This is a genomic window from Amycolatopsis sp. NPDC059657 (genome assembly GCF_042734395.1).
In the GTDB taxonomy this organism is placed as follows: Bacteria; Actinomycetota; Actinomycetes; order Mycobacteriales; family Pseudonocardiaceae; genus Amycolatopsis.
In genome coordinates this window covers 58,352-80,343 of record NZ_JBHWEB010000033.1, presented here as the reverse complement: position 1 = coordinate 80,343, position 21,992 = coordinate 58,352, and the positions used below count along the sequence as shown (strand labels likewise).

General features: G+C 65.2%; 20 protein-coding genes. 5 read left to right on the top strand and 15 right to left on the bottom strand.

The features are described 5' to 3' along the window. Positions 1–112: 112 nt before the first annotated feature. From ACFV15_RS19835 to ACFV15_RS19785, 11 genes are all read right to left on the bottom strand, one after another. Positions 113–559 carry a hypothetical protein gene (locus ACFV15_RS19835; RefSeq protein ID WP_378351943.1) on the bottom strand — a complete coding sequence of 149 codons (447 nt, stop codon included), beginning with the start codon at positions 557–559 and terminating at the stop codon, positions 113–115. Beyond that, positions 556–1,299, bottom strand: coding sequence for a 4-hydroxy-tetrahydrodipicolinate reductase (gene dapB, locus ACFV15_RS19830; RefSeq protein ID WP_378351942.1), 744 nt, complete (start codon positions 1,297–1,299; stop codon positions 556–558). Before dapB ends, ACFV15_RS19835 begins: the two co-directional genes overlap by 4 nt. Next, the gene (locus tag ACFV15_RS19825; RefSeq protein ID WP_378351941.1) at positions 1,296–2,657 is read right to left on the bottom strand and encodes a M16 family metallopeptidase; all 1,362 of its coding nucleotides are present in this window, start codon (positions 2,655–2,657) and stop codon (positions 1,296–1,298) included. The genes dapB and ACFV15_RS19825 overlap by 4 nt, the downstream gene beginning before the upstream one ends. Before the next feature lie 87 nt (positions 2,658–2,744). Next, a complete protein-coding gene (locus tag ACFV15_RS19820) occupies positions 2,745–4,991 on the bottom strand; it encodes a polyribonucleotide nucleotidyltransferase (protein WP_378351940.1) in 2,247 nt (748 codons plus the stop codon). A 225-nt stretch (positions 4,992–5,216) separates the two neighbouring features. Beyond that, entirely contained in the window at positions 5,217–5,486 is a 270-nt protein-coding gene (rpsO, locus tag ACFV15_RS19815) for a 30S ribosomal protein S15 (RefSeq protein ID WP_378351939.1), read from the bottom strand. Positions 5,487–5,607: 121 nt separating this feature from the next. After that, entirely contained in the window at positions 5,608–6,096 is a 489-nt protein-coding gene (gene thpR, locus ACFV15_RS19810; RefSeq protein ID WP_378351938.1) for an RNA 2',3'-cyclic phosphodiesterase, read from the bottom strand. Further along, the gene (locus ACFV15_RS19805) at positions 6,093–6,575 is read right to left on the bottom strand and encodes an XRE family transcriptional regulator (RefSeq protein WP_370950241.1); all 483 of its coding nucleotides are present in this window, start codon (positions 6,573–6,575) and stop codon (positions 6,093–6,095) included. The genes thpR and ACFV15_RS19805 overlap by 4 nt, the downstream gene beginning before the upstream one ends. A gap of 86 nt (positions 6,576–6,661) precedes the next feature. Beyond that, positions 6,662–7,615, bottom strand: coding sequence for a bifunctional riboflavin kinase/FAD synthetase (locus tag ACFV15_RS19800; RefSeq protein WP_378351953.1), 954 nt, complete (start codon positions 7,613–7,615; stop codon positions 6,662–6,664). Positions 7,616–7,812: 197 nt separating this feature from the next. Beyond that, a complete protein-coding gene (gene truB, locus ACFV15_RS19795) occupies positions 7,813–8,718 on the bottom strand; it encodes a tRNA pseudouridine(55) synthase TruB (RefSeq protein WP_378351937.1) in 906 nt (301 codons plus the stop codon). Positions 8,719–8,727: 9 nt separating this feature from the next. Beyond that, entirely contained in the window at positions 8,728–9,219 is a 492-nt protein-coding gene (locus ACFV15_RS19790; protein WP_378351936.1) for a GNAT family N-acetyltransferase, read from the bottom strand. A gap of 92 nt (positions 9,220–9,311) precedes the next feature. Further along, complete coding sequence (locus ACFV15_RS19785) at positions 9,312–10,574, bottom strand: nitrate/nitrite transporter (RefSeq protein WP_378351952.1); 1,263 nt, start codon at positions 10,572–10,574, stop codon at positions 9,312–9,314. Between the two features lie 167 nt (positions 10,575–10,741). Between ACFV15_RS19785 and ACFV15_RS19780 the strand changes: the two genes are divergently transcribed. From ACFV15_RS19780 to ACFV15_RS19770, 3 genes are all read left to right on the top strand, one after another. Then, entirely contained in the window at positions 10,742–11,545 is an 804-nt protein-coding gene (locus tag ACFV15_RS19780) for an SDR family oxidoreductase (protein WP_378351935.1), read from the top strand. Positions 11,546–11,928: 383 nt separating this feature from the next. Next, positions 11,929–12,273, top strand: a complete 345-nt coding sequence (locus tag ACFV15_RS19775; RefSeq protein ID WP_378351934.1) for a hypothetical protein — start codon at positions 11,929–11,931, stop codon at positions 12,271–12,273. Then, positions 12,270–15,953 carry an N-6 DNA methylase gene (locus ACFV15_RS19770; RefSeq protein WP_378351933.1) on the top strand — a complete coding sequence of 1,228 codons (3,684 nt, stop codon included), beginning with the start codon at positions 12,270–12,272 and terminating at the stop codon, positions 15,951–15,953. The genes ACFV15_RS19775 and ACFV15_RS19770 overlap by 4 nt, the downstream gene beginning before the upstream one ends. Before the next feature lie 207 nt (positions 15,954–16,160). On the opposite strand, the gene ACFV15_RS19765 is transcribed toward ACFV15_RS19770, so the two are convergent. Both ACFV15_RS19765 and ACFV15_RS19760 read right to left on the bottom strand, forming a co-directional pair. After that, on the bottom strand, positions 16,161–18,467 hold the full coding sequence (locus ACFV15_RS19765; RefSeq protein WP_378351932.1) for a chitobiase/beta-hexosaminidase C-terminal domain-containing protein: 2,307 nt from the start codon (positions 18,465–18,467) through the stop codon (positions 16,161–16,163). 89 nt (positions 18,468–18,556) lie between these two features. Continuing rightward, a complete protein-coding gene (locus tag ACFV15_RS19760; RefSeq protein WP_378351931.1) occupies positions 18,557–19,876 on the bottom strand; it encodes an MATE family efflux transporter in 1,320 nt (439 codons plus the stop codon). Positions 19,877–19,955: 79 nt separating this feature from the next. Here ACFV15_RS19760 and ACFV15_RS19755 point away from each other — a divergent pair, with 79 nt between their 5' ends. Together ACFV15_RS19755 and ACFV15_RS19750 are read left to right on the top strand one after the other, a co-directional pair. Further along, complete coding sequence (locus tag ACFV15_RS19755; RefSeq protein ID WP_378351930.1) at positions 19,956–20,540, top strand: ArsR/SmtB family transcription factor; 585 nt, start codon at positions 19,956–19,958, stop codon at positions 20,538–20,540. Continuing rightward, a complete protein-coding gene (locus ACFV15_RS19750; protein WP_378351929.1) occupies positions 20,537–21,202 on the top strand; it encodes an SRPBCC domain-containing protein in 666 nt (221 codons plus the stop codon). The genes ACFV15_RS19755 and ACFV15_RS19750 overlap by 4 nt, the downstream gene beginning before the upstream one ends. Here ACFV15_RS19750 and ACFV15_RS19745 read toward each other — a convergent pair. Both ACFV15_RS19745 and ACFV15_RS19740 read right to left on the bottom strand, forming a co-directional pair. Continuing rightward, positions 21,192–21,629 carry an SRPBCC domain-containing protein gene (locus ACFV15_RS19745; RefSeq protein ID WP_378351928.1) on the bottom strand — a complete coding sequence of 146 codons (438 nt, stop codon included), beginning with the start codon at positions 21,627–21,629 and terminating at the stop codon, positions 21,192–21,194. The genes ACFV15_RS19750 and ACFV15_RS19745 overlap by 11 nt on opposite strands. Then, entirely contained in the window at positions 21,626–21,934 is a 309-nt protein-coding gene (locus ACFV15_RS19740) for an ArsR/SmtB family transcription factor (protein ID WP_378351927.1), read from the bottom strand. The genes ACFV15_RS19745 and ACFV15_RS19740 overlap by 4 nt, the downstream gene beginning before the upstream one ends. Positions 21,935–21,992: the final 58 nt, after the last annotated feature.

The following is a 21,992-nucleotide window of genomic DNA, read 5'->3' as shown; positions in this document are numbered from 1 at the left end:
GTCTATGATCTCCACCCGCCACCGGCGGGTTTTGAGAATGTTGGGGGGGGGTGTTAGTCTGCCCTTGGTTTGGTGGTTTCGGGTGGGGGGTGTTCCCCCCCCCCCCCAACGCTCACGAGCCCTTGGCCTCGAGTTCGACTGCTTTACGCATCGTCTCGCGGGCCCGTCGCCGGTCCCCCGCGATGTCGTACGCGAACGCGAGCCGGTACCAGTTGCGCCAGTCGGAAGGGTCGGCTTCGACCTCGGCCTGGCGTGCGTCGAACCAGACGTCCGCCGCCTGCCTCTCCACCCGGCCCGAAGCCCGGCGGGGCAGGTCCGAGATGTCCGGCAAGCCGCCCTCTTCGTCCAGGCGACGGCCGAGCCGCTGGATGCGCACGCCCGAGCGCCAAGTGGACACCACGACCCAAACACCCAGCAGTGGCAACAGAAGCACACCGATGCCCAGCAGCACCGGGACCGTGCCACCCGCCTGGAACAACGCGATGGCACGGCCTGCCAGCAGAACGAAATACACGATCAGCGCCGCCGTCAGCAGCAGCGCGACATTGCGGGCTTTCACAGCGAGAGCACGTTCTCCAGTCCGACGGTCAGGCCGGGGCGCTTGAGGACCTCACGCACGCCGAGCAGCACGCCCGGCATGAACGAGGTGCGGTCCATCGAGTCGTGACGGATCGTCAGGGTCTCCCCCTCCGCGCCGAACAGGATCTCCTCGTGCGCGATGAGACCGGGCAGCCGCACCGAGTGCACGCGGACGTCCTCGACCAGCGCGCCGCGGGCGCCCGCCAGCTCGGCCGTCGTGGCGTCGGGGCCCGGTGTGACGCCGGCTTCCTTGCGGGCCTGGGCGATCAACAGCGCGGTGTGGCCCGCGGTGCCGGACGGGGCGTCGGCCTTGCGGTTGTGGTGCAGCTCGATGATCTCGGCCGAGGCGTAGAAGCGAGCCGCCTGCTGGGCGAAACGCATCGCGAGCACCGCGCCCAGCGCGAAGTTCGGGGCGATCAGCACGCCGAGCGAAGGCTTCGGTGCGAGCCATTCACGCACCTGGGCCAGCCGCTCTTCGCTCATGCCCGTGGTGCCGACGACGGCGTGCACGTCGTTGTCGATCGCGAAGCGGAGGTTGTCCATGATCGCGTCGGGGTGCGTGAAGTCGACGATGACCTGGGCGCCGTTCAGCTCGCGCGGGTCGTCCGCGTCGATCTGTACTACAACCTCCATGTCGGAGGCGGCTTCGACGGCCTTGACGACCGTGGCGCCCATCCGGCCACGCGCGCCGAGCACACCTACGCGGATCAAATCGGTCATGACGCGATCACCTCGTGAAGATCGTCTGGAAGGTCGTCGGAGTGAGCGTAAGGCCCGACGACCGCGGCCGCCGACACGCCACCCGGTCGGCGAAGCAGAGTGCGAGCGAGCGCACAGACCTCTTCGGTGGTCACCGCGTCGATGCGGGCCACGGTGTCGTCCACGCCCAGGTAGCGGCCGTAGTTGAGCTCGTTCTTGCCGATCCGCGACATCCGCGACGACGTGTCCTCCAGGCCCAGCACGAGCCCGCCGCGCAGCTGTCCCTTGGCGCGCTTGACCTCCGCCTCGGTGAGCCCGTCCAGCGCGACGCCGTCGAGCACCTCGCGGATCACGCCGGCCACCTCGCCGAGCTTCTCCGGCTGGCAGCCCGCGTAGACGGCCATGTGCCCGGTGTCGGAGTAGCTCGCGGTCGACGAGTACACCTGGTACGCCAGGCCACGCCGCTCGCGGATCTCCTGGAACAGCCGGGAGCTCATGCCGCCGCCGAGCGCCGCGTTCAGCACCGACAACGCGAAGCGGCGCTCGTCGTGGCGCGACAACGCCTTGAGGCCGAGCATGACGTGCGCCTGCTCGGTGTCGTCGGTGTGCAGCGCGAGCTTGCGCGTCACCGGGATGCGCGCGCGTCCGCTGCGTGCGGCCACCGGCGTCTCGGCGCCACTCAGCCGGTCACGCAAAGCCTTGCGCACCAAGCGAAGCACGTGCGTGTGGTCGATGTTGCCCGCGACGGCGAGCACCATCCGGGGCATCGTGTAGCGGCGCTTGTAGAACCCGCGCAACGCCGACGCCGACATCCCGGTGATCGACTCTTCGGTGCCCAGCACCGGCAGCCCGAGCGGGTGACTGCCCAGAATCGCGCTGACGAAGGTCTCGTGCAGCAGGTCCTCGGGGTCGTCGTCGCGCATGGCGATCTCTTCGAGCACCACGCTGCGTTCGGTGTCCACATCGGAATCCGTGCAGAGCGCCTCGAAGACCACGTCGGTCACCAGGTCCATCGCGAGCGGGAGGTCCTGGTCGAGCACCTGCGCGTAGTAGCAGGTGTGCTCCTTGGCGGTGAACGCGTTGAACTCGCCGCCGACCGCGTCGATCTCCTCGGCGATCTGGGTGGCGTCACGGTTCGCGGTTCCCTTGAACAGCAAGTGTTCCAGGTAGTGCGCGGCGCCGGCGACGTTCGACGGCTCGTCGCGCGAACCCACCCCGACCCACAGCCCGACGGTCGCCGACCGCGACGCGGGCACGTGCTCGGTGATCACCCGCAGGCCGCCCGCCAGCACCGTCCGCTTGACCACCGCACCGTCCGAACTGGACTCCAGCGTGCGGGTACTGCCTATCGCCTGCTCAAACCCGGGAATCTGCGCCATGATCCTTCACATGCCTAACGTGTGCGTAAAGGCCTCCTTCACCAGGTGAAGGAGGCCTTTACGAGCCACTTACGAGAACAGAGCGGGCTACTTGGCTTCGGCGACCTCGGCCTCGGCGGGAGCGGCCTTCTCGTCCTCTTCGCGGACGACGATCAGGCTGATCTTGCCTCGGTTGTCGATGTCGGCGATCTCCACGCGGAGCTTGTCACCGACGTTGACGACGTCCTCGACCTTGGCGATGCGCTTGCCGTTGCCCAGCTTCGAGATGTGCACCAGCCCGTCGCGGCCCGGGAGCAGCGAGACGAAGGCGCCGAAGGCGGCCGTCTTGACGACGGTGCCCAGGAAGCGCTCGCCCACCTTCGGGAGCTGCGGGTTGGCGATGGCGTTGATCTTGTCGATCGCGGCCTGCGCGGACGGGCCGTCCGCGGCACCGACGTAGATCGTGCCGTCATCCTCGATGGAGATGTCGGCGCCGGTCTCCTCGGTGATCGAGTTGATCATCTTGCCCTTCGGCCCGATGACCTCGCCGATCTTGTCGACCGGGACCTTCACGCTGGTGACGCGCGGGGCGAACGGGCTCATCTCGTCCGGGGCGTCGATCGCCTCGGCGATGACCTCCAGGATGGTGAGCCGGGCGTCCTTCGCCTGGTTCAGCGCGGCGGCGAGCACCTCGGACGGGATGCCGTCGAGCTTGGTGTCCAGCTGCAGCGCGGTGATCAGGTCCTTGGTGCCGGCGACCTTGAAGTCCATGTCGCCCATGGCGTCCTCGGCACCGAGGATGTCGGTCAGCGCGACGTAGCGGGTCTCGCCGTCGACCTCGTCGGAGATGAGGCCCATGGCGATACCGGCGACCGGCGCCTTCAGCGGGACACCGGCGTTGTAGAGACCCATGGTGGACGCGCAGACCGAGCCCATCGAGGTCGAGCCGTTGGAGCCCAGCGCCTCGGAGACCTGGCGGATCGCGTACGGGAACTCGTCACGCTTCGGCAGCACCGGCAGGAGTGCGCGCTCGGCGAGCATGCCGTGGCCGATCTCGCGCCGCTTCGGCGAACCGACGCGGCCGGTCTCGCCGGTGGAGAACGGCGGGAAGTTGTAGTGGTGCATGTAGCGCTTGTGCGTCTCCGGGGACAGCGCGTCGATCTGCTGCTCCAGGCGAAGCATGTTCAGCGTGGTGACACCCAGGATCTGGGTCTCGCCGCGCTCGAACAGCGCCGAACCGTGCGCACGGGGGATGACCGAGACCTCAGCCGAAAGCTGGCGGATGTCGGTCAGGCCGCGGCCGTCCATGCGGATCTTGTCCGTGAGGACGCGCTTGCGCATGATCTTCTTGGACAGCGCCTTGAACGCGGCGCCGATCTCCTTCTCGCGGCCGGCGAAGGCTTCGCCCTCTTCGACGCCGACCTTGGCCAGGACAGCGGCCTTGACCTCGTCGGTCGCGTTGTCGCGGTCCTGTTTGCCCGCGATGGTCAGCGCGGCGGCCAGGTCGTCGGTCGCGATCGCGGCGACGGCATCGTACGCGTCGGCCTGGTAGGCCGGGTAGACCGGGAACTCGCCGGTCGGCTTCGCGGCGGACTCGGCCAGCTTCTGCTGGGCCTCGCACAGCACGCGGATGAACGGCTTGGCGGCCTCGAGGCCCTCGGCCACGGACTGCTCGTTCGGGCCCTTGGCGCCACCGGCGACCAGGTCGAGGGTGTTCTCGGTGGCCTCGGCCTCGACCATCATGATGGCGACGTCGTTGACACCTTCACCGACGATGCGGCCCGCGACGACCATGTTGAAGGTCGCCTTCTCCAGCTGCGACCAGGTCGGGAACGCGACCCACTGGTCCTCGATCAGCGCGACGCGGACGCCGCCGACCGGGCCGGAGAACGGCAGGCCCGCGATCTGGGTGGACGCGGAGGCCGCGTTGATCGCCAGCACGTCGTACGGGTCGTCCGGGTTGAGGCTCTGGACGGTGATGACGACCTGGATCTCGTTGCGGAGACCGTCGGCGAACGACGGGCGCAGCGGCCGGTCGATCAGGCGGCAGGTCAGGATCGCGTCGGTGGACGGGCGGCCCTCGCGGCGGAAGAACGCGCCGGGGATGCGGCCGGCGGCGTACATGCGCTCTTCGACGTCCACGGTCAGCGGGAAGAAGTCGAAGTGCTCCTTCGGGTGCTTCGACGCCGTCGTGGCGGACAGCAGCATGGTCTCTTCGTCGAGGTAGGCGACGACGGAGCCGGCTGCCTGACGGGCCAGGCGGCCGGTCTCGAAGCGGACGGTGCGGGTGCCGAAACGGCCGTTGTCGAGAACGGCTTCGGTTTCGTGCACGGTGACTCCGGTGGAGTCGGTCATAGGGTGTATCTCCTCTTTGGTTCCTCTGTGACGGCGCGAGTCTCCCACCCTGGGACCCATTTCGCCTGAGGACGTTCGAGGAAGAATGCCGGTCTTCGATCGAAGTCTCCGGGCCTCATGCCCGGAAACCACTACCGAGGACCGGCGGACGGCTCCTGCGAACGCGCTCGCGCCGGTTCTAGACCGAGGGGGAGCGACCGTAGGCCACTCCCCCTCGGGGTCAAGCTATCGGCGGAGGCCGAGACGCTGGATCAGCGCACGGTACCGCTCGATGTCCACCTTCATCACGTAGTTGAGCAGCCGGCGGCGACGGCCGACCAGCAGCAGCAGCCCGCGACGCGAGTGGTGGTCGTGCTTGTGAGCCTTGAGGTGCTCGGTGAGGCCGACGATGCGCTTGGTCAGCAGCGCGACCTGGGCCTCGGGGGATCCGGTGTCCGAGTCGTGCACGCCGTACTCGGTGAGGATCGACTTCTTCTCTTCGGTGGACAGAGCCACTGACTAACTCCTAGTTATCTGGTGCCGTGTGGCCCGGACGATCGATCACGCCGGGTGAGACGGTCACGGCCGCCACGGACTGCAGCCGGACCCAACTGTCAAGGTTACGCCAGCAGCGGGTTCAGCCGTTCAGCGGGTAGCGTTCGACCACTCGGTACGTGGTCCCGCGCTCATCGCGGTCGCTGCGCATGAGGACTGCCTCCCGCGCGACCCACGGCTCGGTGCGGAATGCCATCAGGCGCTCGGCCCAGGCCTTGCCCGCATCCGGATCTTCCTTAGCGTAGCGCGCGAGCGTCAGATGCGAACGGTATTTACGGCCGTCCGCGCCCGCGCCCGCCGCCGATGCGAGCTCGGCGAGCTCCTCACCTGCGACGTTCAACCACAGCACGCCCGGAAAAGTTCCCGCGCCCTCGATCCAGAGGCGGGGTGCCGGGCGGCCGCTCAGCGCGAGGTCCGGGATCTCGGGGACGTCCCCGTAGTAAGCCAGCGTGACGTGCCAGTTCGACGGCGACGACCAGCGCAGCGCCTGGTCGACACCCTGGCGGGCGAGCTCCGCCTCCAACGCCGTGACGACGTCTTCGGGCGGGAGCAGCGCCGTGAAAAGGATCATGGCGCTTGTTTGCCGGCCCGGCGGAGCAGGTCGGCCAGTGCCGGGAAATCGTCGTCGAGCCGCTTGGCGGCCTCGTTCAGGTCCTCGTCCTCGGCGATCTCGCGCAGCGCGGCGAACACCGAGTGGTCGTCGGCGACCGCGCCGACCGGGATGCTGTCGCGGCCGACGGTCGGCCGTGAGTCACGGACGTCCTCGAGCGCCTGCTGCATCGCGTCGCGGTGGCCGGCCGCGACACCCGGGACCAGGATCTTGCGCTCCAGCATGATCATCCTGGCGAGCACGACCGGGTTGCCGATCTTGGCGCGCCGCCCGCTCATCACCTGGCTCAGCATCGGGGCGCTGATGCCCAGCACTTCGGCGAGGAAGGCCTGCGAAACGTCGAAGGCGACCACCAGCCTGCGCACACGGTCGCCGAGCGGCTCCCCGTACCACTCGCGCTGCAGCGCGATGTTCCGCTGGACGATCTTGTGGTCCTCCACTGTGCTACGCACTCCCCTAACGTTCGGCTTGCTTGCGCCCCGTCAGCATCTTGCCAGGTGGGACGTCGCGGCAGGGCGATTTCCGGCTAATCGCCCAGTTCCAGCGCCTTGCGCGTGCGGACCACGTCGTCGTCGATCTGCTTGACCAGTTCCTCCGACGAGCTGAATTTCACCTGATCACGCAGCTTCGCCACGAAGTCGAGCGCGACGTGCTGGCCGTAGAAGTCCTCGTCGATGTCGAGCACGAAGGCCTCGACCGTGCGTTCCCTGCCCGAGAAGGTCGGGTTGGTGCCGACCGAGACCGCGGCGGGCAGCTTCCGGCTCGGGTCAGCCGATCGGGTGAACCAGCAGCTGTAGACGCCGTCGGCGGGCACCGCGGCGAAACGCGGGGTCGACAGGTTCGCCGTCGGGTAACCGAGGTCGTGCCCTCGGCCGTCGCCCTTGACGACGATGCCTTCGAGGCGATGCGGGCGCCCGAGCGCCTCGGCGGCGGCCTGGACGTCACCGGCGTCGATGCAGGAGCGCACGTAGGTCGACGAGAAGGTGATCTCGCTTTCCGCGACGGACCGGCCCTGCAGCTCGGCGCCCTGCGCGGTGAACCCGAAGCGCTTGCCGAGCGTGCGCAGCAGCTCGACGTCACCGGCGGCCTTGTTGCCGAAGGTGAAGTTCTCGCCCACGATCACCGCGGCCGCGTGCAGCCGGTCGACGAGCACCTCGTGCACGAACTCGTGCGGGCTCAGCCTGGACAGCTCCAGCGTGAACGGCAGTACCGCGAACACGTCCGCGCCGAGGCCTTCGACCAGCTCGGCCTTGCGGCGCAGCGTGGTCAGCTGCGCGGGGTGGCTGCCAGGGCGGATGACCTCGGACGGATGCGGGTCGAAGGTCAGCACCACGGCGGGCAGCCCGCGCTCGGCCGCGACCTCGACGGTCCGGTTGATCAGCACCTGGTGTCCGCGGTGCACCCCGTCGAAGACCCCGATCGTGACGACACACCGGCCCCAGCCACTGGGGAGGTCTCCCAAACCACGCCAACGCTGCACAACGCCCGCCTTCCCCATCGACACGCTCCTCACCCTAGGCCGTGTCTGGTGGATCTGTTCGATGGGCTTCGTGATCCAGGTGGTTCCTGGCGGTGCGGGCGATTCGCCCTCGTACCGGGTTGTACTCGGGTGAATCGCCCGTACCGCCAGGGGCCGCCTGGGCGCGAAGACCGCGAACTTGAGCCACCAGACACGGCCTAGGCCGGAAGGAGCACTACCACCGACTTGGCCACGCCCTCGGCATCGGAAGCGAGAGCGAGGACACGTCCGTCCGGTCCGAACAGCCCGTAGGTCCCCTCGATGCCCGCCGAGGGGATCCTCTGTCCATATTGGACGGCTTTGGCGGTCGCCGCGTCGAGATCCCGGCGCGGGAACGCCGCCGCCACAGCTGAATCTAGATCCAGCGAGAGCTCGGGCTTCTCCTCGAGTTGATCGAGTGTGCGAGCCTTCGCCAGCGTGAACGGGCCGACCGTGGTGCGCCGCAACGCGAGCAGGTGACCGCCGACGCCGAGCCCGGCGCCGAGGTCACGCGCGAGCGCGCGCACATACGTGCCCGAGGAGCATTCGACGATCGCGTCGAGTTCGATGCGATCGTCCTCGCGGCGCGTGCCGAGCAGGTCGAACCGGTAGACGGTGACCGGGCGCGGCGGGATGACGACGTCCTCGCCGGCGCGGACCCGCGCGTAGGCGCGCTTGCCGTCGATCTTGACCGCGCTGACCGCGCTGGGCGCCTGCATGATGTCGCCGGTCAGCTCGGCGATCCCGGCGGCGATGGCCGCGTCGGTCACGGCGGACGGGTCGGCCGTGGTGAGCACCTCACCCTCGGCGTCGTCCGTGGTCGTCGAGGAGCCGAGCGACAGGGTCGCGAGGTAGGTCTTGCGGTCGAGCGCGAGGTGACCCAGCAGCTTGGTCGCGCGTTCGATGCCGAGCACCAGCACGCCGGTGGCCATCGGGTCGAGGGTGCCGGCGTGGCCGACCTTGCGGGTCCCCATGAACCGCCGCGCCCTGGCGACGACATCGTGCGAGGTCATGCCCGCGGGCTTGTCGACGATGACGAGACCGGGCGGCGGGGCGGGACGGCGAGGCTTTTTCGGCTGGGACACGCCGAAACCTTAAAGGTCGGCCACCTGGAAGCGGAGCCGGGTACTGGGCGCACCCGACTCGTGCTTGTGTGCGTCGTCCACTTCGACGGCGCCGGTGGCCACGGCCCGCACGATGCCGGGCCAGAAGGCCGCGGCGGGCGCGTTGTCATGATCGAAGCTCAGCGTCCACTCACCGGGGTGACCGGTGAAGAGCAGGCGGGCCGCCTCGCTCGCCACGCCCTGGCGCCGGAACTTGCGCAGTACGAAGAACTCGCCGACGTTCCAGTCCTCCGGCAGGTCGCCGCGGACGAAGGCGAATCCGGCCAGTTCGCCGCCGGCCTTGATGAACCAGGCCTCGCGGTCCTCGTCGGTGAAGTAGCCGTCGAGATACCGGTAGGTGTAGGTGCCATGCGGGGTCAGCGCCTCGCCACGGATCTCGGCGAAGTCGTACAGATAGAACTGGAGCACGCGCTCCAGCACGGACTTGTCCGCTTCGTCCACCGCGACCAGTTCGACTGCCACATCCAGCAGTCTTCCAGCCGGGTCGACCTCTTTTCCGCGAGACCGATGAGTTCCGGTGAGCCCGCCGGTGCTCCGGGCGTTCCGGTTCCGGCCTACGCCGCCAGTGGTTCGGAGTCCCAGCGGCGGCGCGTGACTCGCACCGGGATCTCCTCGCCGCGCGCCTGGGCGGCGAAGAGGTGGGCGCGCGTGCGACGCCACCAGACGATCATCCGGAACGAGCCGAGTGCGAGCACGGCGACGAGCACCAGCAGCGAGACCCGGAAGTTGCCGCCGGTCAGTTCCAGCAGGACACCGACACCCAGCGCGGCGACCGTGGTCGCGACGAAGCCGCCGACGTTGACGACGCCGGTCGCGGTGCCGACGCGGTGCAGCGGGTTGTAGTCACGAGCGAGCGCGAAGCCGATCATCGAGGCGGGGCCGCCGAGCGCGAGCAGCGCGAACGCGGGCACCAGCAGCGCGAGCGGGACCTGCCCCGGCCAGCTCAGCAGCACGGCCCAGACCGCGGTCGCGGTGACCAGGTAGCCGCCGACGAGCGGCATCCGCAGTGACGGGTGCTTGCCGATGATCGCGCCGGTGAGCGGGCCGCCCGCCATCGAGCCGAAGACGAAGACGGTCAGCAGCGTGCTGGCAGTCGACTTCGGAAACCCTTGTCCCTGCACGAGAAACGGGACGCCCCAGAGCATGGTGAGCACGTTCGGCGCGAACATCGTGCTGAAGTGCACCCAGAAGCCGAGGCGGGTGCCCGGCTCGCGCCAGACCGAGCGGACCTGGCGGCCGAGTTCACGCGGGCGGACCGGTTCCGGGGCCGGCGCGGTCATGCCGTCCGGCAGATCCTTGACGCGCAGGACCACGACCGTCGAGTAGACGACCGTGACGATGCCCGCGACGAGGAACGTGGGCGTCCAGCCGGGACCGTCGAGCAGGAGGCTCAGCGGGACGGTCGCGGCGAGGTTGCCGATGTAGCCGATGGCGGCCGTGAGCGCGGTGACGATGGCGTACTGGCGGCCAGGGAAGTGCGCGGCGGCGAGCCGCAGCACGCTGACGAAGGTGAGCGCGTCGCCGACGCCGAGCACGCCGCGGGCGACGAGGCCGAGCGCGTACGAGTGCGCGAGCGCGAGCAGGATCTGGCCGAGGCCGAGGGTGAGCAGCGCGGCGGTGAGGATCTTGCGCGGGCCGTACCGGTCGACGAGCACGCCGGTCGGGATCTGCATGGCCGCGTACACGCCGACCTGCAGCACGGTGAACATGCCGAGCGCGGCGGCGCCGACGCCGAAGCGTTCGGCCGCCTGCAGCCCGGCGACACCGAACGAGGTCCGGTGGAAGACGGCGAGCAGGTAGACGGCGGCGGCGGTCATCCAGATGAGCCAGGCCCGGCGCACGGTGCTCCTCCCTGGGGGTAGACGGCATGAGGGAGACGCCCGCGTTGCCGCCTCGATATTTGTATCGCCTAAGCAATGGAAAAACATACCCGTTACCAGCGTGGCTTTGCCCACACGGCGCCGAGGTGAATATCGTTCATGTTATGACGTCCCTGCGCGGAGCGCACGCGGTGATCACCGGCGGTTCGAGTGGCATCGGCTTGGCCACGGCGTTCATGCTCGCCCAGCGCGGTGCTTCGGTGACCTTGATCGCGCGCAACAGTGTCAGGTTGGACGCCGCCGCCACGTCTTTGCGCGACTCCGGCGCCACGGACGTTCAGACGGTCTCGGTGGACGTTTCCGATCAACGGGCCATCACCGCGGCCTTGGGTTCTTTGGAGCCCTGCGATGTGCTGGTGACTTCGGCCGGCCAAGCGCGGCCAGGGCACTTCCTGGAGCTCGAGGATTCCGTTTTCCGGCAAATGGTCGAAGTCGACTACTTCGGCACGCTCTATCCGATTCGCGCGGTCGCGCCGTCGATGATCGAACGTGGCCGCGGCTCGATCGTGGCGATCTCCTCGGCGACGGCGTTGCTCGGGATTTACGGCTACACCGCCTACAGCCCGGCCAAGTTCGCGGTCCGTGGCTTGATGGAATGCCTGCGCGGGGAGTTGCGGCCGCATGGGGTGCACGTCGGCTGCGTGTACCCGCCGGACGTCGACACCCCTCAACTGGCGGAGGAGAACGAGTTCAAGCCTGCGGAGACGGCGGCGATCAGCGGTTCGGTCAAGCCGATGACCGCCCCGGCGGTCGCCGCGAAGATCGTGCGCGCGATCGAGCGCGAGCGTTTCGCGGTCTACCCGGACCGGTCGATGGCTTTGCTGGCCGGACTGGGCCCGCTCGCCGCGCCGTTCGTCCGCTGGGTGACCGACCGCAAGGTCCGCGACGTGCGCAAGCGCTTGGGTTGACGGCGCCATCTGTCGACCCTTGCCACAAGATCTCAACCAAGACACCGCTAGCAAATACCCAAACGTCCCAAATTCATTGAGTAAACCTCGGCAAGCACATCAGAACATCCCTCCACAGAGCCATGGGCTCTCGCCATAAAGAGGTTAGAACTTTTCTAACACCTATTTCATTATCAATACTCACCATCAAATCAATTAGTCTAACTGTGTCGAAGACTGCTCCAAAAGGGTACAGGCAACCGACAGGAAGACACGGAGCGTGGTATTCATTCGGGCATTAGGTGACAACTTGGCAGCAGGTCTTACACGTAGCGAGAAGCCTTGCCAGACTTGATCGTTGCACTAACCCAGAGTCTGGACAATGTTGCGATGAGGGGCACACCATGACCAAGCGCGCAGACAGCAAGCAAGGCTCTCCCGACTTGCTTCTGGAAGTGACCCCCCGACAAGTCTCTGGCGACCTTGCCCCCCGCAAGGTTGTGCCTGAAGATTTTCGCCAACGAGCAGCCGAGATCGCTGAAAGCGTCCAAGAGGTTGCTGACGAGTTTCGCACAAGGCTCGCACGTCTCATTAAGAACCCGTCGAACACAGAGTGGGGCTTAGAATCAATTGAAATCGGATTCGATATTACAGTTCAGGCCGAAGCGGGAGTTCTTATCGCCAAAGCTTCGACCGGCGCGACATTTTCCGCGAAACTCACACTAAAGGCCCCCTTGGATCCACAGTGATCCCCGCAGTCGGCCGACTATCTGATGCCGCAGGCGAGCTCGGCACAGTTTTCGCGGTAACAGACCGGTACGCTTTGACCGCATTTCACTGCGTCGGCGATCGATCCTCGGGGAAAATAACATCACGGCGCGTGAAATGCATGTGGCACAACAGTTACACCGAGGCGCAAGTTAAAGATGTTGACCCCACAAACGACTTGGCACTACTTCGCCTAGTTCATAGTCTACCGGCAGATCTCGAGCCAATACAACTCAGCAGAGCCGTCGCAGAACATACCCGATTCGTCGCACCGGGCGCACCAGCAGAAATTAACGGAGTATTCTCCTACGCCGCATCGGGCGAGGTGACTTGGCTCAACAGCAAACTCACCGAAGGCAACGCCGTAGCAATACAGCTTTCCTGCACAGACGCACTTGCAAGGTTATCACTTCATGGACTCAGTGGCGCGCCGGTCTTAGTCGGCCAACCAAAGAAAGCAATCGGCGTCGTTCGCTGGAACCCAGAACTCGTCGACAGCCCGGGCCTTGCGGCAGGAGGAGCAATATTTGCAACACCGGCCACCTCCGCCCTAGATAGATGGCCGGTACTCAATACGCATGACGCATCCACTCAGGTAGACCTTAAGGTTCTCGTTCAACAATTAACAACACGCAAAGGCCCGCGAACCTCGCACGACACACTGGAAGCACTTTCAGAATTCATCTTGAGAGCCGATCTCAATCTTGAAAGAACCGACCTAAAAATAACGTTTGATCACGAAGGTAGAAATTCTTCTTGTCGGATCGATATCGACAAAGCTTCGACCACAATTGAACTCCGACCAGACCTCAGAACCAACGGAGCGAGTAAATCTGGGGAATGGCAACTGGGCCGGAGACTGGCAGCCGATGCACGCTCAAATAATCGACGATACCTCGGAGTACTGACAGACGGCGCAGAGTGGCATCTGTACCACAGAATCGACGGACGACTTAAAAGGGTCAACAAAGCAACACTGATCGTCGACGCCAATGCCGAGAGCGTTGATCACATCGAATCATGGCTTGAGGCAATATTTACTACCACCCAAAACCTCCCGCCCACGCCAAATGAAATAGTTCGTAAATTAGGTGCCAAGAGCCCATCCTACGCGCTCGCCGTCGCCGAACTCCACGAAATTTATCGAAAGAACAAGAGAACTCCAGCAGTAAAGCTGAAGCGTGCTATGTGGGCAAATCTTCTCACGACAGCAGCGGGCACAAACTTCAGAGATGATGATTCCCTATTCGTCGACCACACCCTACTAGTCGTGATGGCTGAAATTATAGGACATGCTGTTGTTGGCTTCAATCCAGAAGATCCATCAATCACCGCCTCAACACTAGTAGCAGGAACACTATTCAGCGACGCCCAGATAAGCGGAGTTGTCGAAGCAGACTTCTTCGACTGGGTCGCCCAGGTTCCAAGAGGAGAAGAATTCGTCAAGAACCTCGCTCAGGAGGTGGCGCGTTTCGCTTGGGATAGGGTCGAACACGACGTACTAAAAATACTCTATGAGTCCATCATCCCTCAAGAAGTACGCCATCAACTAGGGGAGTACTACACGCCAGATTGGCTAGCCGAAGAGATAATCGATGATTGTGTCATCGCTCCCCTTTCTCAAAGAGTACTCGATGCGAGCTGCGGAAGTGGAACGTTTCTTTTCCATGCAGTACGTCGATACGCCAAAGCCGCAGCCGAAAACGGCGCATCAGACGCCGAGATAATCCGCCACGTAGGCGAACACGTAATTGGTTTTGATGTTCACCCCGTAGCAGTGACATTGGCACGAGTCACATACCTCTTGGCTATTGGCATGCAAAGACTCCAGGCCCACGACAGGCCCGCTTTCGCCGTACCAGTTTACCTTGGCGACTCGCTACGCTGGGGGCAAGAATCGACACTTTGGTCACATACAGGATTAAGCGTACCTACGCAGCTTGACCACCCAACGTTTCTCAACGATCCAAAATTCACCAAAAGTTCCGAAACCGCTCCACATCTGGAATTTCCCGACTCGATACTGGCCAACGCCGACCACTTCGACCGTTTAGTTGGCGAACTAGCAACCCTAGCGACAGAACGCGAGCGACACTCACCGATCCCACGCCTGACCGCACTATTTAGAAGATTCAATATAGATGACAAATTCGACAGAGAAACCCTGAGCAAGACTTTCAAATGCATGTGCGTACTACATGACGAAGAACGCAATCACATCTGGGGATACTACGTTCGAAATCTAGTCAGACCAATATGGCTAGGCCGCCCTGAAAATAGGGTTGATGTTCTTGTAGGAAATCCTCCATGGCTCGCATTTCGATACATGACTCAAGATCAGAAGGAATCATTCCGAGCGATGTCCTTAGAACGCGGACTCTGGACAGGAGCCAGCGTTGCAACTAACCAAGATCTGTCCGCATTATTCGTAACTCGATGCATCGAGCAATACCTCCGACCAGGTGGTCGCTTCGGCTACGTCATGCCCCTCGGAACGCTATCGAGACAACAATATAGGGGGTTCCGATCCGGCTCGTTATCGACACACACAGAATCTGTCTCAGTTGCGTTCACTCAACCCTGGGATCTCCATCTCATTAAACCAGCGTTCTTTCCACAGTCCGTCGGAGTAGTATTCGGTCGCCGCGCTAACTCAGGCGAGCCCTCCTCACCCCTCAACGCTGTGAGCGAGATGTGGTCAGGCAGGTTTAACACGAGGACAGCGTCCTGCATCGAAGCGAGAACAAGCATATCTAGAAATCTCGGCGAGTCACCACCTGACAAACAAACCTCTCCGTACGCACGCAAATTTTCACAAGGAGCGACAGTCGTCCCAAGGGTACTATTCGTTGTCGAGCCAGTGAAACAGAATCCTCTAGGAACGGGATCTAACAGGCAGGCAGTCCGCAGCCGTCGCAGCACACTGGAAAAGAGCCCATGGAAAGGACTGCCAGGCCTTCAAGGGGCCGTCGAACGCCAATTCATACACTCCCTGTACGCAGGCGATTCGATACTTCCATTTCGCACATTAGAACCCACACTGTCTGTGGTTCCCTGGGACGGAAATAAACTACTAGACACCGAAGACCCGGACCTTGACCTATACCCAGGACTCGCCAAGTGGTGGCGCTCCGCAGAGTCAACCTGGAAAGATAATCGATCGAACGCCAAACTAAACTTGATAGATCGACTCGACTACCACCGAGGCCTTTCCCAACAGCTATCCAAGTCCAATCGACGCGTAGTCTATACAAAAAGTGGAATGTACCTAGCCGCAGCAATAATAGAGGACAATTCTGCCATCATTGACCACAAACTTTATTGGGGAACAATAGACACCTTAAGCGAAGGCAGGTTCCTCAGCGCAATCTTGAACTCGACCACGCTAACCATGGCGGTTCGCCCCCTGCAAGCCCGCGGCGAACACAACCCTCGCGACTTCGACAAGTACATCTTCCAAATTCCCATTCCGCTCTACAACCCCGAAGACTTGTCGCACCGAAGACTGGTTGATTTGGCAGAGAAAGCCGAGAAAATAGCCAGAAGCACAGAACTGCCAAACGCTCGCTTCGAGTCACTCCGGAGAACAATCAGAACAGCGCTGGCCAACAGCGGCGTATTGAACGATATCGACACCATTGTAAAGAAGCTGCTGTCATGAAGGTCAACGGTCGCATCAGTGTGTCGTTCTTGGGTTGCAACGGTTTGGCAGCGCAGCTAAACGCTACCAAACAACAAGGGACAATCCCTAGGCCAGCAGTTTCCGAGAGCCGAGAGGGCCCCTAGCTGCCAACAAAGCATCCAGCGCCCCTCTCTCTCGCTCCCTAGACCCTACGCAACCAGTCACATACCAGCACTCACTAAAGATCTACGGGTAGGCCACCACGTTGACCGGGACCGTGCCCGTCGGCGTCACGGCGCCGGTGTCGTTGATGACGTGGGTGATGGTTCCCTTGTAGTTCAACGAAACCGTGAGCAGGTTGTGGAAGCGCACGCCGCTCCGATTCGGCACCTCGAAGGCGTGGTACAGATTCACCGCCGGGTTGGTGTCGAAGAAGCAGTAGCTACCCAGACCCCATGCCTCGTGCGAGGTCACATTGTCGCCGACCTTGTACGCGGCATAGCCGTTGCGCCCGTTCGGGGCCATCCAGCTCGCCTGATTCGGGACGTCGTAAGGGATCTCGTTCTGGAAGAAGATCGTCCTACCGTTCTGGCCGTTCCAGATCACCTGGTACTTCTGGTAATGCTCGACGAACAGGCCGGTCGCGAGCACGTTGTTGCCGTTGACCGTCAAGCCCGTGTCGGCCGTGTTGGACGTCCAGCCCACGCCACTGCCGTGGTCGGCGCGCCAGGCCCAGATGTGGTCGATGAGCACGTCGTTGCTGTTGACGATCAGGCTGTTGGTCGCCTTGCCCGCGAACTGGCCGCCGATGCGGAAGAACACGTCCTGCAACGTCGTCGGGTTGCCGCCGTGGCCAGCGGACGAGCCGGACGGGCCGACCGTGAGCAGTGACTGCGAGTTGGTCGTGCCCGCGTCGAAGAGCAGGCCCTTCAACCGGACGCCGTCGACGTCGGCGACCTGCATGGCGTTGACGCCGTTGTCGGGCACCAGCGTCGGGTAGCCGATGCCGAGCACGGTCGTGTTGGCCTTCGTCACGTTGAGCGTCTGGTTGAGGTGATAGACGCCCGGCGTGAAGAACAGGTTGCAGCCCTGGGACAGTGCCGTGTTGATGGTCGCCGCGCTGTCACCCGGCTTGACCACGTAGAACGTGCTCATCGACTGCGAGGTGCCCGGCGTGCTGCCGTTGGCCCAGGACGGACCGGAAGCGTTGGTGCGCAAGGAAGGCAGGAAGACCCGGTACTTGCCGGAGCCGTCGAGGTAGAGGTACGGCACGTCCCGCGAGACCGGCGTGGTGCCGAGTGTGGTCTCCGGCGGGTTCGGGAACGTGTTGGCGGGCGCGCCGTTCGTGCCCGAGAACACCATGTTCCAGACGCCGCCCTCCCAGCTGCCGTAGTTGCTGTCGCGGGTGTACCACTGCTGCTGCGAGATCGACGCCGTCTTGCCGGAGACCTTCGAGTCCGCGGTGTAACCGCCGGACGCGAAGCCGTAGCTGGCAGGGAAGAGGTTCAACCCACCGCGGATGTCCATCCGGCGGAACGGCGCGGCCTGCGCGACCGCCCAGCGGGTGGCGCCACTGCTCGGCACGACCGCCAGGTTCTCCGTCGAGCGCCAGAAGTTCTGCAGCGCCACACCGTGGTCGGACTCGTTGAACGCGTCGACGGTCACGTCACCGTTGATCACCACGTCGCCGGGGTTCTGACCGAGGCCCGCGACCGAGGTGTAGTAGCCGACGTCGTCGTGGATGCCGTTGTATGTGCCCGGCTTGAACAGGTGCGCGTACCGCCGCTCGGTGAACTGCGCGGTCAGCGTGTCCTTCTGCTGGTTGAAGTCGGCGTCGAGCTGCGACTGGATCGCGGTGGCCGACATGCCAGGGTCGAAGATACGCACGTTCGGCCCGAAGTTCGGGACCTCGGGCTGTGCCGGGCAGCCCGCGCTGGTGCCGATCGTGTAGGTCGCGCTGGCCACGGCCGAAGTGGTCAGTCCGGCCTTGATGCCGATCGCGTTGATCGTCCGCGAGGACGGGACGCTGATCGGCCCGGTGTACTGGGGCGACGAGGCCGTCGGCGTCGAGCCGTCCACCGTGTACCGGATGGTCGAGCCCGCCGTCGCGGTCGAGATGGTCACCGACTGGGTGGAGGTGTAGCTGCCGCCTGGCGGGCTGAACGTCGGGGTGGTCACCTGTGAGGCGGTGTTCCCGTGCGTGTACGAGTAGTGCGGCGAGTCGTACTGCGGGCCGTTCTTCTCGTAGGTGAACCAATAGTCCAGCACGGTCCCGGTGCTCAGCGAGCTGACGGTGTGCCGCCAGGTCCCGCTGCCGTTGACCATCCGGACGTTCTGCTGACCCGAGCCGTTGACCAGGTAGTGCACGTCAACGTAGAGGGCGGGCGTGGTCGGAGTGAACGAGATCTGAGCCTGCGTCGCGCTGAGACTCGCGACGCTTTGGGTGTAGTCGGCCTCGGCGGCGGCGACGCCCCCGAAACCCGTCAGCGCCAGCAGTGACGCGACCAGCAGGACCACACCGGCTCGGCGACGTTGCCGAATCTTCGTACTCACGAAAAAGGCACCTCCATAGTGAAAACCAACACTGTGAGGAGGCGCCCTCGCCGTTGAGGTTAACCCGGCCGACCGTGAATACGGAAGGGTCAATTGGTCCGGACCGCGCCGACGACGGCCCAGTGACCCGACCGCCAGCGCCAGATCAGCGAGACCAGCCGCAGCAGCATGAACAGGGTGAGGCCGGTCCAGATCCCGGTCAGGCCCCAGCCGAACGCCAGCGACAACCAGATCAGCGGGAGGAACCCGAGCGCGGCGCTGCCGAGCGTCGCGTTGCGCAGGAACGCCGCGTCACCCGCGCCGAGCAGCACCCCGTCGAGCGCGAACACGACACCCGCGATCGGTTGCAGCGCAACGAAGAACCACCACGCGTGCGGGATCTCGGCGAGCACCCCGGCGTCGGAGGTGAACACCTGCGGGAGCACCGGCGTCAGCGCCGCGAACACCACGAGCAGCACGCAGCCGAGCGCCAGCCCGTACTTGGTGATCTGCGTGGCGACCCCGCGAGCCTGGCGGCTGGAGCCGGCGCCGAGCGCCGCGCCGATCAGCGACTGCGCGGCGATGGCCACGGAATCGAGCACCAGCGCCAAAAACGTCCACAGCTGCAACACGACCTGGTGTGCGCCAACGGCTTCCGTCGACGTCCGCGAGGCGACCGCTGCGGCGGAGATGAAACACGCCTGGAAAGCGAGGCTGCGCAACACCAGATCACGGCCGAGGCCGAGCTGCGCGCGCATGAGCTTGAAATCGGGCCGCAACGGCACCTGTTCGCGGACCAGCGCGGCGAAGAACATCGACGCCGAGATCACCTGCGCGACGACGTTCGCGATCGCCGAACCTTCGAGTCCCCAGTCCAATCCGTAGACCAGCACCGGGCAGAGCACGGCGGAAATGGCGTTGCCGGCCAACACGAAACGCAGCGGGCGGACCGTGTCCTGCACGCCGCGCATCCACCCGTTGCCCGCCATGGTCACCAGGATCAGCGGCGCGCCGAACAACGCGATGCGCAGCCACGACACGGCCGCGTCGGCGATCTCGTCGCTGCCGGAAAGCCCGCGCGCGACCGGGTACGCGAGCAGCTGGCCCGCGATGAGCACGAGCACGCCGACCACGAGCGCGAGCCAGGTGGCCTGGACACCCTCCCCCACGGCCTCCGCCCGCCTGCCCGCGCCGTGCAGCCGCGAGGTGCGCGAAGTCGTGCCGTAGGACAGAAATGTCAGCTGTCCCGAAATCTGGGAAAGCAGCACGCCGCCGAGCGCCAGCCCCGCCAGCGGCAGCGCGCCGAGATGCCCGACCACCGCCGTGTCCACCAATACGTACAGCGGTTCCGCCGCCAGCACGCCGAGCGCGGGTACGGCGAGTCCGAGCACCTTGCGAGCAGGCACGCGCTCGTCGGTCGAGTTCTCCACGTGCTGAACCCTAACCCGGCGGTCCGACAAGATCATCGGGCTAATTGACAGAATAAACTGTCAAGAGGATCGTGGTGCCATGACGTCGCACGACCTGCTGGAAGAGCCGGAGCAGCTCCGCCGCGCGCTGTCCCCGTTGCGGCTGCGCCTGCTCACCCGGCTGCGCACCCCGGCGTCGGCGTCCGAGCTGGCAGCGGAGCTGGAAATGCCACGCCAGCGACTCGGCTATCACCTCAAGCAGCTCGAGGAAGCCGGGCTGGTCGAGCTCGTCGAAGAGCGCAGGCGCCGCGGGTTCATCGAGCGGGTGTTGCGCGCCACAGCCGATTCCTACGTAGTGGACCCCGACGTGCTCGGCCGCCCGCAGGGACCGGTCGACGGCGACCGGCACGCCGCGGAACACCTCATCGACACGGCGTCCGCGACCGTCCGCGACGTCGCCCGCATGCGGTCGGCCGCCGAGCGCGACGGCCGCCGCCTGCTCACCTTCACGCTCGAAACCGAGGTCCGCTTCGAGGCCCCGGCCGATGTGCACCGGTTCACCGAGGCGCTCGCCGGCGCGATCGCCGACGTCGTCGCCGCGTTCGACAGCCCGGACGGCAGGCCGTACCGCTTGATCGGCGCCGGCTATCCCGCCCCGTTTTCGCCAGCAGGGAGCAAGTCATGACCGAAGAACCACTCAAGATCGAGGTCACCATCGCCGCGCCGGCCGACGAGGTCTGGCGCGCGATGCGCGATCCGGAGCTCATCCGGCGCTGGCACGGCTGGCACGTCGACAGCCTCGACGCCGAAATCCGCATGATCTACCTCGACGACGTCACCGAAGACGCCGAGCACCACGTGCTGGAGACCGGCGGCGACCGGTTCAGCCTCCACTCCGCGCCCGGCGGCACGACCGTCCGCCTCACCCGTGGCCCGCGTGGCGCGAACCCGGAGTGGGAGGCCTACTACGACGACATCACCGAGGGCTGGCGGACCTTCCTGGCGCAGCTGCGGTTCGGGCTGGAGCGCCACGGCCTCGCCGAACGACGGACGGTGTTCCTGCACGGGCCGGTGCCCGGCGATTCACTGCGGTCCACGCTCGGCGTGGCCGGAATCGACGGTGCCTACCGCGTGACGCTGCCGACCGGCGACACCTTCGAGGGCGAGGTCTACTCGCGCACCGAGCTCCAGCTCGCGCTCACCGTGGACTCGATCGGCCTGCTCATCGTGGCCGATGCCCCCAAACCGGGCGGTCACTGCCTGGCCGTCCTGACCACCTACGGGTTCGACGACTTCGACGCGCTCAACGAGCGCTGGAACAAGTGGTGGGAATCGCTTAGTCGGTGAAACCCTCGTCGACGCCGGGGTCGCCGCCGTCACCGCGGATGACCAGCCGGTCGAGGTAGTGGTTCCAGCCCTTGCCGTGGGCGGCGAACAGCTCCACCGGCAGCCCGCGATGGCGCAGGCGGAGGTTCGTGGCGGCACCGTCGGCTTCGAAGGTGATGTCGACGGTGCTGGAGCCCGGCGGCACGGGGCTGCCCTCGGCCTCCCAGCCCCAGGTGAACACGATACGGCTGTGCGGCTCGACGATCACGAACTCGCCTGCCGCCGTGTCGTCGCCGCGCACGTTCATGCGGAAGACGCCGCCGGGGCGCGGGTCGAGCTCGGCTTCGACACCCATCCATGAAAGCCAGCGCGCGCTGTCGGTGAAGAACGAGAACACCGTGGCCTGCGAGGCGTTGATCCGGCGTTCGACCACCACCTCGGGTGTCATGCGGTCCCCTCGCGCTCGGCCGCTTCGGCCAGCTCGGCGAGCCGGTCGAGCTCGGTGGCCCACATCTGCTCCAGCCAGGGCACCAGCGAGCCGAGTGCCTCGCGGTTGGCCAGGTAGAAGCGGCGCGTCCCATCCTTGCGCACGCTGACCAGGCCCGCCCGGCGCAGGACACCGAGGTGCTGCGACACCGCGCCGAAGGTGACGTCGAACTGCTCGGCGACCTCGCCCGCGGTGCGCTCGGCGTCCCACACCAGCCGCAGTATCGCGCGGCGGCGGGGTTCGGCGACCACAGCCAATGCGTCCATACGGGTGAGTTTAGCGAGGGCTAAAGCTTGCCTCAATCCGGCGGACGAGCTATTTTAG